Source organism: Sphingomonas glaciei (assembly GCF_023380025.1).
Classification (GTDB): domain Bacteria; phylum Pseudomonadota; class Alphaproteobacteria; order Sphingomonadales; family Sphingomonadaceae; genus Sphingomicrobium; species Sphingomicrobium glaciei.
The window spans coordinates 1,355,642-1,368,426 of sequence record NZ_CP097253.1 but is presented as its reverse complement, the minus strand read 5'-3'; the positions used below and the strand labels follow the sequence as shown (position 1 = coordinate 1,368,426).

The 12,785-nt window shown below is 67.0% G+C and carries 9 protein-coding genes; all 9 read right to left on the bottom strand.

The window, feature by feature from the left end; translation table 11 throughout:
- Window positions 1-55 precede the first annotated feature (55 nt).
- From eda to M1K48_RS06705, 9 genes are read right to left on the bottom strand one after another with little or no spacing between them, the layout of a single operon-like run.
- Complete coding sequence (eda, locus tag M1K48_RS06745) at window positions 56-667, bottom strand: bifunctional 4-hydroxy-2-oxoglutarate aldolase/2-dehydro-3-deoxy-phosphogluconate aldolase (RefSeq protein ID WP_249505073.1); 612 nt, start codon at window positions 665-667, stop codon at window positions 56-58.
- Window positions 664-1,635 (bottom strand): glucokinase, encoded by a 972-nt coding sequence (locus tag M1K48_RS06740; protein WP_249505072.1) that lies wholly within the window; start codon window positions 1,633-1,635, stop codon window positions 664-666. The genes eda and M1K48_RS06740 overlap by 4 nt, the downstream gene beginning before the upstream one ends.
- Window positions 1,632-3,449 (bottom strand): phosphogluconate dehydratase, encoded by a 1,818-nt coding sequence (edd, locus tag M1K48_RS06735; protein ID WP_249505071.1) that lies wholly within the window; start codon window positions 3,447-3,449, stop codon window positions 1,632-1,634. Before edd ends, M1K48_RS06740 begins: the two co-directional genes overlap by 4 nt.
- Window positions 3,442-4,902, bottom strand: a complete 1,461-nt coding sequence (zwf, locus tag M1K48_RS06730) for a glucose-6-phosphate dehydrogenase (RefSeq protein ID WP_257794174.1) — start codon at window positions 4,900-4,902, stop codon at window positions 3,442-3,444. The genes edd and zwf overlap by 8 nt, the downstream gene beginning before the upstream one ends.
- Window positions 4,902-5,807: an alpha/beta hydrolase gene (locus tag M1K48_RS06725; protein ID WP_249505070.1), complete on the bottom strand. Its 906-nt coding sequence runs from the start codon at window positions 5,805-5,807 to the stop codon at window positions 4,902-4,904. Before M1K48_RS06725 ends, zwf begins: the two co-directional genes overlap by 1 nt.
- Entirely contained in the window at window positions 5,807-7,837 is a 2,031-nt protein-coding gene (locus M1K48_RS06720; RefSeq protein ID WP_249505069.1) for a glycoside hydrolase family 97 protein, read from the bottom strand. The genes M1K48_RS06725 and M1K48_RS06720 overlap by 1 nt, the downstream gene beginning before the upstream one ends.
- A 4-nt stretch (window positions 7,838-7,841) precedes the next feature.
- Complete coding sequence (locus M1K48_RS06715; RefSeq protein WP_249505068.1) at window positions 7,842-9,461, bottom strand: alpha-amylase family glycosyl hydrolase; 1,620 nt, start codon at window positions 9,459-9,461, stop codon at window positions 7,842-7,844.
- Complete coding sequence (locus tag M1K48_RS06710) at window positions 9,436-11,265, bottom strand: alpha-amylase family glycosyl hydrolase (RefSeq protein WP_249505067.1); 1,830 nt, start codon at window positions 11,263-11,265, stop codon at window positions 9,436-9,438. Before M1K48_RS06710 ends, M1K48_RS06715 begins: the two co-directional genes overlap by 26 nt.
- Window positions 11,262-12,773 carry a tryptophan halogenase family protein gene (locus M1K48_RS06705; protein ID WP_249505066.1) on the bottom strand — a complete coding sequence of 504 codons (1,512 nt, stop codon included), beginning with the start codon at window positions 12,771-12,773 and terminating at the stop codon, window positions 11,262-11,264. Before M1K48_RS06705 ends, M1K48_RS06710 begins: the two co-directional genes overlap by 4 nt.
- Window positions 12,774-12,785 lie beyond the last annotated feature (12 nt).

Sequence of the window (12,785 nt, the reverse complement as noted above, 5' to 3'; positions counted from 1 at the left end):
TCAGCATAGGGTGAGAGAGCGCTCAAGGGGGCGCGGGCTAGAAAGCGCTGCCCGGTCAGCTCCGGGCGAGGGACGCGGCGCGTGCCGCCGCATCGCCGATCTCGGCCAGGCTCATGCCCTTCTTCACCATCCAGCTTCCGCCGATGCAGGTGACGGCAGGCTCGGCCAGCCACTCGGGCGCGCTCGCCTCGGTGATTCCGCCGGTCGGGCAGAAGCGAACGGCCCCGAACGGGGCGGACAGAGCACGGAGCGCCGGAAGGCCGCCCGACGCCTCGGCCGGAAAGAATTTGAAGCGGGTCAGGCCAAGGTCGAGCCCGCGCATGATATCGCCCGCGGTGGCAACTCCGGGCAGATAGGCGAGCCCAGTCGAGGCAACGGCGCGGGTCAAGCCCTTGGTCAGGCCCGGCGCGACGATGAACCGCGCTCCCGCCTCGCGCGCTTCGAACAATTGCCACTCGTTGAGCACCGTGCCGGCCCCGACGATCGCGCCCTTGACCCCCGCCATTGCACGTATCGCGCCCAGCGCCTGCGGGGTTCGAAGGGTGACTTCGAGCACCGGAAGACCCGCCTCGACCAGCGTTTCCGCCAGCGCCACCGGATCATGCTCGCCGTCCAGCACCAGCACGGGGATCACCGGCGCGGCGTGCATCACCTCTTCGAGCGTCATGCGAATTTCCTCGCAAAGGCCGCGGCGGCGCCGAACAGGCCCGGTTGCGGGTGGGTGATGAGCTTGACGGGCAGCGCGTCCATCCGTCGCTCGAATCGACCTTTTGCGATGAAGCGGTCGCGAAAGCCAGAGCGGGGCAGGTGGTCCTTGAGGCGGTATCCAAGGCCCCCGCCAATCGCGACTGCCACCGCGCCCTGCGCGAGCGCGAGGTCGCCAGCGACCGCGCCGAGGGTCAGGCAGAAGCGGTCAAGCGCGGCGGCGGCCAGGCTGTCGCGGCCCTCCATCGCGGCGCCCCAAAGCTCCTTTTCGTCATGGATGGTGGCCGGCCGCCCTTCGAGACTGGCGAGCGCTTCGTAGAGGTTCATCAACCCGCGCCCGGACAGGATGCGTTCGACCGAGACCCGGCGGAAGCTCTTGCGCAGCTCGGCCAGGATCCGGTCCTCGAGCGAATCGAGCGGCGCGAAGTCGATGTGCCCGCCCTCGGTCTCGATGACTTGCGCGCCGCCCTTGCCCAGCAGCAGGCCGGCGACACCAAGCCCGGTGCCGGGCCCGAGGATGGTGACCATCCCCTCGTCCGGAAGCGGCTCGTCGGGCCCGCAAAGGTGGGTGTAGGCGCTGCCGTCGAACGCCGCGACGGCCGAGGCCACCGCGCCGAAATCATTCACCACCACATAATCACTGACGCCCAATTTCGCGGGGATCAGCGCGGGGCGGATCACCCACGGGTTATTGGTGAGCTTCAGCAATTCGCCGCCGACCGGCCCTGCGAAACTGATTGCCAGGGCAGGGGGCAGCGGCTCCTCGGTGAGCCGGGCGAATTCCTCCCACGCCAGCTGGAAGCTGCCATGATCGGCGGTCCGCAGCGTGACCGGCTCGTCCATGGCGACGACGCGGTCGCCATCGAGAGTGGCCATCGCGAAGCGGGCATGGGTGCCGCCGATGTCGGCGCTGACGATGCGGCGGGTCATAGGGCTTCGGCGTCCATCGCGTGGAGCATCGCAGAGGCGCCGCGCTCGGCATCGTCGGCAGTCCCGCGCATCAGCGCGAACAGCTCGCGACCGGTGCCGACCGGCGGCGGCGGCGGCGGGGCCGGCTCGCGCGCGGACAAGTCGACGTCGACCACTTCGAGCATGCCGCGATTGGCGCAGACCCGGACGAGGTCGCCATCGCGAACCCGGCTGAGCGGACCGCCGCCCAGCGCTTCGGGCGAGACGTGGATCGCGGCCGGGACCTTGCCGCTGGCGCCGCTCATGCGGCCGTCGGTGACCAGCGCGACCCGGAAGCCGCGGTCCTGCAACACGCCGAGGGGCGGGGTCAGCTTGTGGAGCTCAGGCATGCCGTTGGCGCGTGGGCCCTGAAAGCGGACCACTACCACCACGTCGCGGTCGAGCTCGCTCGCCCCAAACGCCCTCAGCACCTCATTCTGATCGGAGAAGACGCGGGCCGGGGCCTCGATCGTCCACCGCGACGGGTCCACCGCACTGGTCTTGAGCGTGGCCCGGCCTAGGTTGCCCTTGACCAGCCGCATGCCGCCATCGGCCAGGAACGGCTCGGTCACAGGACGGAGCATGGTGTCGTTGCGGCTTTCCGTCACTTCACGCCAGACCAGTTGCTCCCCCTCCATCTCGGGGTGCGAGGTCCAGGTGCCGAAGTCGTCGGCGCCGGCCGTTAGGATGTCGGTATGCAGCAGCCCCGCTGCGCCAAGCTCGCGCGCGACGAAGGCGATCCCGCCGGCATAATGAAAGTCGTTCACGTCGCCAGACCCATTGGGATAGACCCGCGCCAGCAGCGGAACGGCGGCGGAAAGATCGTCGAAGTCCTGCCAGTCGATGTGGATTCCCGCCGCCCGTGCGATCGCCGGCAGGTGGATCGCATGATTGGTCGACCCGCCGGTCGCCATCAGCCCGATCATCGCATTGACGATCGCGCGCTCGTCGACGCACGTCGCCAGGGGTCGCTCCTTGGCGGCGGCCAGTTCGACGACCCGATGCACCGCGGCGCGGGTCAGTGCCTGGCGCAGGCCCGTTCCCGGCTGGGTGAAGGCGCTATTTGGGACATGCAGCCCCATCAGCTCCATCATCATCTGGTTCGAATTGGCGGTGCCGTAGAAGGTGCAGGTGCCCGGCGAATGATAGCTCGCGCTTTCCGACGCCAGCAGTTCGTCGCGCCCGACCTTGCCCTCGGCATAGAGCTGGCGGATCCGCTGCTTCTCCTTGTTCGGCAGGCCCGACGGCATCGGCCCGCCCGGCACCAGCAGCATCGGCAGGTGGCCGAAGCGCAGCGCGCCGATCAGCAGGCCCGGCACGATCTTGTCGCAGATGCCGAGCAGCGTCGCGCCGTCGAACATGCCGTGGCTCAGCGCCACCGCAGTGCTCATCGCGATCACGTCGCGGCTGAAGAGCGACAGGTCCATCCCGTCCTGTCCCTGCGTCACGCCGTCGCACATCGCCGGGACCCCGCCCGCGACTTGGCACGTGGCGCCGACCTCGCGGGCGTAGATCTTCATCTGCTCGGGGAAGCGGGCATAGGGCTGATGCGCGCTCAGCATGTCGTTGTAACTGGTGACAATGCCGATGTTCGGCCCGGCCTGGTCACGGATCCGGTCCTTGTCGCCCTCCGCCGCGGCGAAGCCGTGCGCGAAATTGCCGCAGCTCATCCGGCTCCTCGAAATGCCGCGTTCGCCCTGCTGCGCCATCAGTTCGAGGTAGCGCGTCCGCCCCGGCTTCGAGCGCTCGATGACGCGATCGGTCACCGCCGCGATGCGCGGATCGAGCCTAGTCATTCCAGCTTCTCCCGTCGCGCTCGATCAAGGCGATCGCGGCGGAGGGGCCCCAGTTGCCGGCGGCGTAGGGCCGCGGACTGGTGCCGGCCCCCTCCCAGACCGCACGGATCCCGTCGATCCACTGCCATTGGGCTTCCACCTCGTCGCGGCGCACGAACAAGGTGGGGTCACCCTCGACCAGGTCAAGCAGCAGCCGCTCGTAGGCGATGCGTCGCCGCACGTCGGCAAAGGCATCGGCCTGCTCGATGTCGAGCTCGACCTCGCGCAGGCGGATTCCGCCGCGGTCGAGGCCGGGCTGCTTGGCCATCAGCTCCAGCGTGATGTTCTCCTCGGGCTGGATGGCGATGATCAGGCGGTTGGGCGCGGCGCTGGCCCCGCGCGACGCGAACATCGAATGGGGCAGCGAGCGGAACTGGATGGCGATCTCGGTCCGCCGGTCGGGAAGCCGCTTGCCGGTGCGCAGATAGAAGGGGACGCCGGCCCAGCGCCAATTGTCGACATGGGCCTTCAGCGCGACAAAGGTCTCGGTCCCGCTCGCCTTGCCCAGCTCCTCGCCATAGGCGGGGACCGGCTTGCCGCCGACCGCGCCCGCGACATATTGCCCGGTGACGCTGTCCTCGGACCTGATGGGCCGCAACGAGCGCAGCACCTTGACCTTCTCGTCGCGCACCGCGGTCGCGTCAAGTTGCGATGGCGGCTCCATCGCCACCAGCGCCAGCAGTTGCAGCATGTGGTTCTGTACCATGTCGCGTAGCGCGCCGGCACCGTCGTAATAATCGGCGCGGCCCTCCAGCCCGACGGTCTCGCTGACCGTGATCTGGACGTGATCGATATGCGCAGTGCTCCACACCGGCTCGAAGAGCAGGTTGGCGAAGCGCAGGGCGAGGAGGTTCTGAACCGTTTCCTTGCCCAGGTAATGGTCGATCCGGAAGGTCCGCTCCTCGGGGAAGGCGGCGGCGACGGCATCGTTGATCGACCGGCTCGAAGCGAGGTCGGACCCGAGCGGCTTCTCGAGCGCGAGGCGGACGTGCGGCCCGGCCAGCCCGACTGCCTCGAGGTTGTCGATGGTCGGCTTGAACAGCGACGGCGCGGTCGACAGGAAGATGGCGGTCTCACTGCCCTCGGGCACCGCTGCGGCCAGCCGCTGGTAGCCGCCGGCATCGGTCGCATCCAAGGTGACGTAGGTCAGCAGGGCAACGAACGCCTCGACCGCGCTCTCGTCGACGAAGGTCGCCGGCACATGAGCGGTCAGCGCGGCGCGGGCATGCTCGCGGAAGTTCGCATCATCATGCGCCGAGCGTGAAGTGGCGACGATCCGCAGGTCCGGGGGCAGCAGGCCGTCACGGTGAAGCGCGTAGAGCGAGGGCAGGAGCATGCGCGCGGCGAGGTCGCCGGTCGCGCCGAACAGGATCAGGGTCGTCGCTTTGGTCTGTTTGCCAGGTTGGTCGGGCACTAACGCTTCCAGTCTGCGAGCAGCCAGCCGAGGATTTCCGGCAATCGTGCTGCCCACGCATTCTCCTCATGCGCGGTGCCCTTGTAAACGCGGCTTTCGAAATACTTGCCGCGGGTCCATCCCGCCTTGGCCACGCCCTCGTCCAGTACCGCCTGATAGGGGGCGTAGCCGGCATCCAGCGTCTCGGTGCCGTGATCCATCCACAGCTTGCGCCCGCCCGGGGCGCCGAGCCGGGTCGACAGGTAGCGCCGCCAGTCGGCCTTCACCATCTCGGCCATCTGCGGCTGCTGGGTCAGCAGGCCGGGATCGACCAGCGGCGAGTGGGTCGACACCGCCGCCGCCTTGCCGAACACGTCGGCCCGCTCGGTCAGCGCGTAGAGGCTGATGAGGCCACCCATGCTGCTTCCGGCGACCGCGGTGAAGCGCGGCTGCGACCGGGTGCGATACTCCCGGTCGATCCGCGGCTTGAGTGTTTCGGCAAGGAAGGTCAGGTAATCGTCGCCCGCCAGCTTGCCCTTGGCGAAGCCAGCAATGCCCTTGGCGAATTCGGGATTGGCGACACGGGTCGGGAAGTAACGCAAGTAGCGCGGCGCGCCCGGATGATCGGCGGCGACAATGATGAACGGCGCCACCTTGCGCGCGGCGATCAGCTTCAGCGCCGCCTTGTCCGCCGCCCACACCTTGTTGAAGCCCGAGCGCTTGGGGAAGAAGACGTTCTGCCCGTCGTGCATGTACAGCACCGGATAGTGGCGCCCGGGCTCGCGGTCGTAGCCCGGCGGGACCCACACGGTGACATGGACCTGGCCGATGTCGGCCGGCTGGTCGAACTCGACGAAGCGGCCCTGTGCGCCAGCCGGCGAGACCAGGACGAAGATCAGCGCGGCAATGGCGAGCAGCCAGCGCATCAGCGGCCGAGCCTCACGAAGCGCACCGCAAAGCCGCCGCCCGGCGCCATTCGCAGCGCCATCCGGTCGGCGGCAGTGACATTGCGCTTCTCGATCGCGATTGCCCGCGGGTTGGTGCGGAAGTCGGCGCCTTCGCCGTCACGGTAGATTTCCGCCCGATAGCGGCGACCCGCCTCGAGGAAGCCGAGCGGCAGGTCGAGGTCGCGGCCCTCCTCGTTGGTGATCCCGCCGAGGAACCAGTTGGGCCCGCCCCGCTCCTTGCGGGCGATCACGCCATATTGGCCGACGTCGCCAGCCAGCATGCGCGTGTCGTCCCAGTCGACCGCGACATCCTTGATGAACTGGAACGGCCTGGGGTTCTTCTCGTAATTCTCGGGCAGGTCAGCCGCCATCTGGATCGGCGAGGCGACGGTCACATAATAGGCCAGCTGGCGGGCCAGGGTCGACGGGATCGGCGTGTTGCCGCGGCCCATCAGGCTGAGGATGCCGGGGGTGAAGTCCATCGGCCCGGCAAGCATCCGGGTGAACAGCAATTCGGTGTCGTAGTGCGGCGGGTTCTTGGGCTCTGCCCAGGCATTATACTCCATGCCCCGCTGGCCTTCGCGACTGACCCAGTTGGGATAGGTGCGACGAAGGCCCGTGTCCTTGATCGGCTCGTGCGGGTTGATCGCAATGCGGCGCTTGGCCGCTTCCTCGACCACCTTCAGATGGTGGCGGCTCATCACCTGGCCTTCATGCCATTCGAATACCTTGCGGCCGTTGGTATCGAGCGCCTGCACCCCGCCCGCATCGGCAACATAGCCGGTCTTGATCGCTTCCATGTTCATGTCACGCGCAAGGTCGAGCGCCGGCTCGAGCTGCCGCTCGTAATTGGCGATGTTGGCGCTGGTTTCATGATGCCCGATGAGGTGGACGCCCTTGCGCTTGCCGTAGGCGGCGAGGCTGCTGATGTCGTAATCGGGATAGGGCTCGGTGAAGCTGAATTCGTCGCCGGTCGCGAACCAGTCGCCGTCCCAGCCCTTATTCCAGCCCTCGACCAGCACGCCGCGGAAGCCGTGCTTGGCGGCGAAGTCGATCATCTTGCGGGTGTAGGCCGTGGTCGCGCCATGCTTGGGGCCCGACGCCCAGCTCTGCGTCTCGATGTGCATCCCCCACCACACGCCGACATATTTCTGTGGTTTCACCCAGCTGACATCGCCCAGCTTGTTGGGCGCGTTGAGGTTCAGGATTTCCTTGTTGGCGTGGTACAGCGACGGCGCATCCGCCGCGATCAGGATCACCCGCCAAGGCGTTTCGAACGGCGTGTCGCGCACAACCTTGGGCCCGCTTGACGAGGGCGTCAGGTCGGCCTTCATCAGCCCGCCCTGCACATGCGCGACGTTCATCCCCGAATAGTCGACCAGCGCCGCTTCATGGATCGCGACGTGGATCCCGTCGTCGCGGCGGATGGTGAACGGCGTCTGCGCAGTACCGACCCCGGTGATCGGGGTATTGTTGTAAAGATATTCCTCGCGGTTGCTTTCATAGGCCGGTGCCCACCACGCGCGGCCTTGCCCGAGCACCCGGAACTGGGTGAGCTCCTCGACGATGTTGGCGGTCTTGAGGTTCTCCTGTTCGGGGAACTCGTAGCGGAAGGCGACCGCGTCATCGAACAACCTGAACCGCACCCGCATGGTGCGGCGCAGCTTGTCCTTCTCCTGAAAGGTCAGCGCCACCTCATTGTGGTGGTCGCGGACCTGCCGCCATTCGCCCCACGGCTGCTCCCAGGTGCTGTCGACCTTGGCTTCGGTCTTGCCCTTCAGCTCCATGTTGCGGAGCATCTGGCGGCTGTCGCTGAACAGGAAGCCGAGGTGGCTTTCGCCGATCACTGGCGTGGCCCCTCGCGCTACCGCATAGCCGACCCGGCCCTCGCCATTGGTGGTCACCGTCAGCGTCAGCGTGCCGGAGGGTGAGGCAGCGGTCGCCACGGTCGTCTGCGCGACAACCGGCGCCGACAGCGACAGGGCGGCAAGGGCAAGCAGCATACGCATAGGATCAGAGTTCCTCGATCAGGGCCGCATAGGGCCCGAGTTCTCCGCCGGCACGCTCGCCGGTGGAGAAGATGGTAGCGCCCGCCAGCACGAAGCCCGCAGGGTAGGCCGACAGGTTGAAGGTGCAACGCAGCCGTTGATTGCCACGGACACGCTCGAAGACCAGCACTTGCTCGCTTGCCTCGATCACCTCGAGCGAGCCCCAGCGCAGCGCCTGATGCGAATTGCGCAGCGCGATCACCGCGCGGGTGAAATGCAGCAGCGAGCCGGGATCGGCAGCCTGGGCATCGACGCTCAAGGCGGGATGGTCTTGGCCGAAAGGCAGCCACGGCGAACCGCCGGTAAAGCCAAGCCCGGGTTCGCTGCGCGACCAGGGCATCGGAGTGCGAACCCCGTCGCGGCTCAGCGTCTGCGGCCAATTGGCGATCGCCTCGGGGTCCTGCAGCAGTTCGAACGGCACTTCGACCTGGGTCAGGCCAAGCTCTTCGCCCTGATAGAGGATGATCGATCCCCTGAGCGCCGCCAGCAGCAGCATCTTGGTCCGGGCGAATTGCGCCGCATGGGCCTCGTCGACCCACCGCGACAGCGCGCGCGGCGCATCATGGTTCTCGAACGCCCAGCTTGGCCAGCCCATGTCCGGCCGGTCGGGCCAGCGCCGCGCGCTCTCCGCCACCAACGCCGGGGTCAGCCGGTCGGCGTACAGGAAATCGAACCCGTAAGCGCTGTGGAGTCGCCCGGGCGCGGTATAATCCGCCATCTCCTCGCGCGCCTGCTCGCCGCCGACCTCGGCCAGTGCGAACGCGGCGCCATGATCGTCGCACAGTGCCCGGATCCGCTCGAGGAACGGCAGGACCTCGGGCTGCGACTGGTTATGGAAATGATGCTGCAGGTCGAACGGCCGAGTCCGCTGCTTTGGCTCCGCGACCGGAGGATTATCGGTCAGCCGCCGGTCGTGCATCATGAAGTTCACCGCATCGAAGCGGAAACCGTCGACCCCGCGGTCGAGCCAGAACTTCACGATATCGAGCAACGCCTGCTGCACCGCCGGATGATGCCCGTTGAGCTGCGGCTGCTCCTTCAGGAAGTTATGATGGTAATATTGCTCACGCCGCGCGTCCCAGGTCCAGCTCGGCCCCCCGAATACCGACTGCCAGTTGCTCGGAGGTGACCCGTCCGGCTTGGGATCGGCCCACACATACCAGTCGGCTTTCTCGGCCGTCCGGCTGGACCGGCTTTCGACGAACCAGCGATGCTGGTCGCTGGTATGCGAGAAGACGAGGTCGATGAGCACCTTGAGCCCGAGCCCGTGGGCACGGGCGATTAGCGCGTCGAAGTCGGCCAGCGTCCCGAAGGTCGGATCGACGTCGCGATAATCGGCGACGTCATAGCCGAAGTCCTTCATCGGCGAGGTGAAGAAGGGCGACACCCACACCGCATCGACCCCCAGGTCGGCGACATGGCTCAGGCGGGCGGTAATCCCCCGCAAATCGCCGATCCCGTCGCCATCGCTGTCGCAAAAGCTGCGCGGGTAAATTTGATAGATGGACGCGCCGCGCCACCAGGGCTCGGCAGAGGCCGGCTTGGCCCGCACCGGCGGCTCAGCGAACGGCGCGGCAGATGACATGGCCGAACGCGGGCAAGGTGACGCGGATAGTCCCCGGGACGACCGGGGCGGCGGGGCACGGGCCCGACAGCGAGGCGAGGCCGCTGATATCGGCGGCGACCGCGACATTGCGGGTGATCGGCTGGGCCGAGGTATTCACCGCGACGATGACTTCCTCGTAGCGGTCGGCCGGTTCCAGCGAGACGGTGCGCACAAGCGGCGGAACCATGCGGCGGCTGAAGGCGAGCAGCCCGGGCTTGTCCTCGGCCGCGAGCAGGCGGCTATCACCGCGGCGCAGCGCCTCGCTGCCGGTGCGGATGCGGGCCAATTCGGCGATCAGCTTGTAGAGCGGGTGCGCGGTGTCGAAATTCTCGACCGCGTTGGTGCGCGTGGTGCCGAGCAGCTTGTTGTCGAGATATGTCGCGGTATTCGACGGGAACATCGTCTCGCGCGAATCCTGGTCGCCGCCATCGCCGACGAAGCCCTGCTCGTCGCCATAATAGACCGTCGGCACGCCGCGCCACGTGAACATCAGCACATGACCGAGCTTCACGCGTGCCAGCAGTTCGTCCGCGCTCGCCGCCTTATTGCCTTCGCGGACATAGAAAGCGAAGCGGCCCTGGTCGTGATTGCCGAGGAAGGTCGGCAATTGCCGCGCGCTCGCCTTGCCGCCGGCGTAAAGCACGTCTTGATTGAGAAATTCGCGCCAGATCTCGGTCGGTTGTCCGCTGGCCAGGCTGCGCAACGCGGCCTGCTTGAAGGCGAAGTCGAGCACTGCGGGCAATTTGTCCTCGACCGTATGCTTGGCGAGGAAGCCCGGACTGAAGTCGTCGTTGGCGACCTCGCCGAAGATATGGAAGTTCGGAATGCCGCGCGCCCTGGCGCGGCTCAGCATGGCCGGCACGAATTGCTGCCAGAATTCGGGATTCACGTGCCGCGCGGTGTCGATGCGGAAGCCGTCGATTCCGAACCGGTCGATCCAGCTGCCGTATACCTCGATCATGCCGGCCACGACCTTGGGCTGCTCGGTCATCAGATCGTCCAGCCCGACGAAATCGCCCTGCGTCGAGCTCTCTCCGGTGAACGTACTGTCGCCGCGATTGTGATAGAGCAGGGGGTCGTTGAGCCAGGCCGGCACCTTGACGTTCCGCTCCTTGGCGTCGGTGTTCAGCGTGTAAGCGTAATTGGGATCGGTCAGCTTCGCGAAGTTGTCCGGCGTGCGGACGGTCTCGCCCAGGAAGCCCGGGTTGATCGGGGCACCGCCCGTGCCGCCGCGGCGCTGATAGGGATAGTCGGCGATCGAGCGGTACGGACAGGCATTCGCCGCCTCGCACTCGGCGAACTTGATGACGTCGGCCGTGTGGTTGGTGATGATGTCCATGTAGACCTTCATCCCGCGCCTGTGGGCGGCGTCGACGAAGGCCTTGAAGTCGGCATTCTCGCCGAAATGCGGGTCCACGCGGGTGAAATCGGTCACCCAATAGCCGTGATAGCCCGCGCTCTCCTGGCCCTTGCCGCCCTGCACCGGCTTGTTCTTAAACACCGGCGCGAACCAGATGGCGGTGACGCCCATGCCCTGCAGGTAATCGAGGCGGCGGATAAGCCCCTTGAGGTCGCCGCCATGGTAGAACCCCTTGTGGGCCGGGTTGAATCCGCTCTGCAGCGGGCCGCCCGTGATCCCTCCGGTATCATTCCTGCGGTCGCCATTGTCGAACCGGTCGGGCAGCAGGAAGTAGATCACCTCGTCTTCCGGCAGCCTGGTGCGGAAGTCCGCGGCAGGGGCCGGCTGCGCGGCGACGAGAGCAAGGGCGGTGATCAGGCTCATGCGGCGACGGCCTCAAGCTTGGCGCCGGTTCCTTCGAGGAACTGGCGATGGGTGGGAAGGCGGCTGACGGTGCCGGCCATGACGGTCTTCAGATTGGCGAGGAAGCTGTCGAGCTCGGCTTCGGACAGCGCATCGGCCATATGGTCGTAGCGTTCAGGAACGATGCCTTGGCCCAGCATCACCTGCAGCCAGCCGACCTCATGGAACAGTTCCTGGCCGTGGCGAAAGATCCGGCCGGTGTCGCGGAACAGGTCGATCCGCTCCTTCAGGCTGTCGGGCACCGTCATTTCGCGGCAGGCGGTCCACATCGGCGCATCGGTCCGGCTGTTGGCGTGGTAATGGAGGATGATGAAGTCGCGCACGCCGTCGAATTCGGCGATCATCTGGCGATTCAATTCGTCGCGGTAAGCGGGCTCGAAGCCGGCATCGGGGAACAGGGTCGACAACTTCACCACCGCCGACTGGATGAGGTGGATGCTCGTCGATTCGAGCGGTTCGAGGAATCCGCTCGACAGCCCGATCGCGACAACATTCCCTTCCCAGAACGTTTCGCGCCGCCCGGTGGTGAACTTGATTAGCCGCGGTTCAGCGATCGGCTTGCCCTCGAGGTTCGCCAGCAGCACGTCGCGGGCAATTTCCTCGCTGGTGAAGGCGGAGGAAAAGACATGCCCGTTGCCGGTGCGATGCTGCAGCGGGATGCGCCATTGCCACCCGGCCTCGTGCGCGATCGACTGGGTGTAGGGGCGCGGCTCACCGACATTCTCGGTCGGGACCGCCCACGCCCGGTCGGCCGGAAGCCAGCGCGTCCAGTCCTGGTAGCCGACCCCCATCGCCTCGCCGATCAGCAGCGCGCGGAAGCCCGAGCAATCGAGGAACAGCTCGCCTTCGACGCGTGATCCGTCGGCCAGGGTGACCGAGCGCACATGGCCGCTTTCGCCATCGCGCTCGACCGACCGGATCCGGCCTTCGTGGCGCTTGACCCCATACCCCTCAGCGATCCGGCGCAGATAGCGCGCGTAGAGACCGGCGTCGAAATGATAGGCGTAATTCAATCCGGCCAGCGGGGTGTTGGGCACCCGCGGCAAGTGGCCGAAGCGCCCGGCATAGGCCGCCCGTTCGCCCAGCGAATAGTCGCCCAGCCGGTCGGCCAGCCCGGCCGCTTTCGCGCGCAGGAAGTAATGCACGAACGGCGACAGGCCATGGTAGTGACCAACGTCTCCGAAGGCATGCATGTAGCGGTGGCCGAGGGCGCCCCAATTCTGGAACTCGATGCCCAGCTTGATGGTGCCGCGCGTCTCGCGCAGGAATTCGGCTTCGTCGATGCCGAGCGCCTGATTGAAGACGAGGATCGGCGGAATGGTGGCCTCGCCGACGCCGACGGTGCCGATCTCGTCGCTTTCCACCAGCGTGATGTCGAGCGTGCGGCCGAAGGTGCGGCCAAGCAGCGCTGCGCTCATCCACCCGGCGGTTCCGCCGCCTACGATCACCACCTTGCTTATCCGCTGCACGGGAAAGCTTCC

What these genes read in the sequence shown, in the direction of transcription:
- M1K48_RS06740 (WP_249505072.1), bottom strand. Translation starts at nt 1,635, where the DNA reads ATGACCCGCCGCATCGTCAGCGCCGACATCGGCGGCACCCATGCCCGC.
- edd (WP_249505071.1), bottom strand. Translation starts at nt 3,449, where the DNA reads ATGACTAGGCTCGATCCGCGCATCGCGGCGGTGACCGATCGCGTCATC.
- eda (WP_249505073.1), bottom strand. Translation starts at nt 667, where the DNA reads ATGACGCTCGAAGAGGTGATGCACGCCGCGCCGGTGATCCCCGTGCTG.
- M1K48_RS06725 (WP_249505070.1), bottom strand. Translation starts at nt 5,807, where the DNA reads ATGCGCTGGCTGCTCGCCATTGCCGCGCTGATCTTCGTCCTGGTCTCG.
- M1K48_RS06715 (WP_249505068.1), bottom strand. Translation starts at nt 9,461, where the DNA reads ATGTCATCTGCCGCGCCGTTCGCTGAGCCGCCGGTGCGGGCCAAGCCG.
- M1K48_RS06720 (WP_249505069.1), bottom strand. Translation starts at nt 7,837, where the DNA reads ATGCGTATGCTGCTTGCCCTTGCCGCCCTGTCGCTGTCGGCGCCGGTT.
- M1K48_RS06710 (WP_249505067.1), bottom strand. Translation starts at nt 11,265, where the DNA reads ATGAGCCTGATCACCGCCCTTGCTCTCGTCGCCGCGCAGCCGGCCCCT.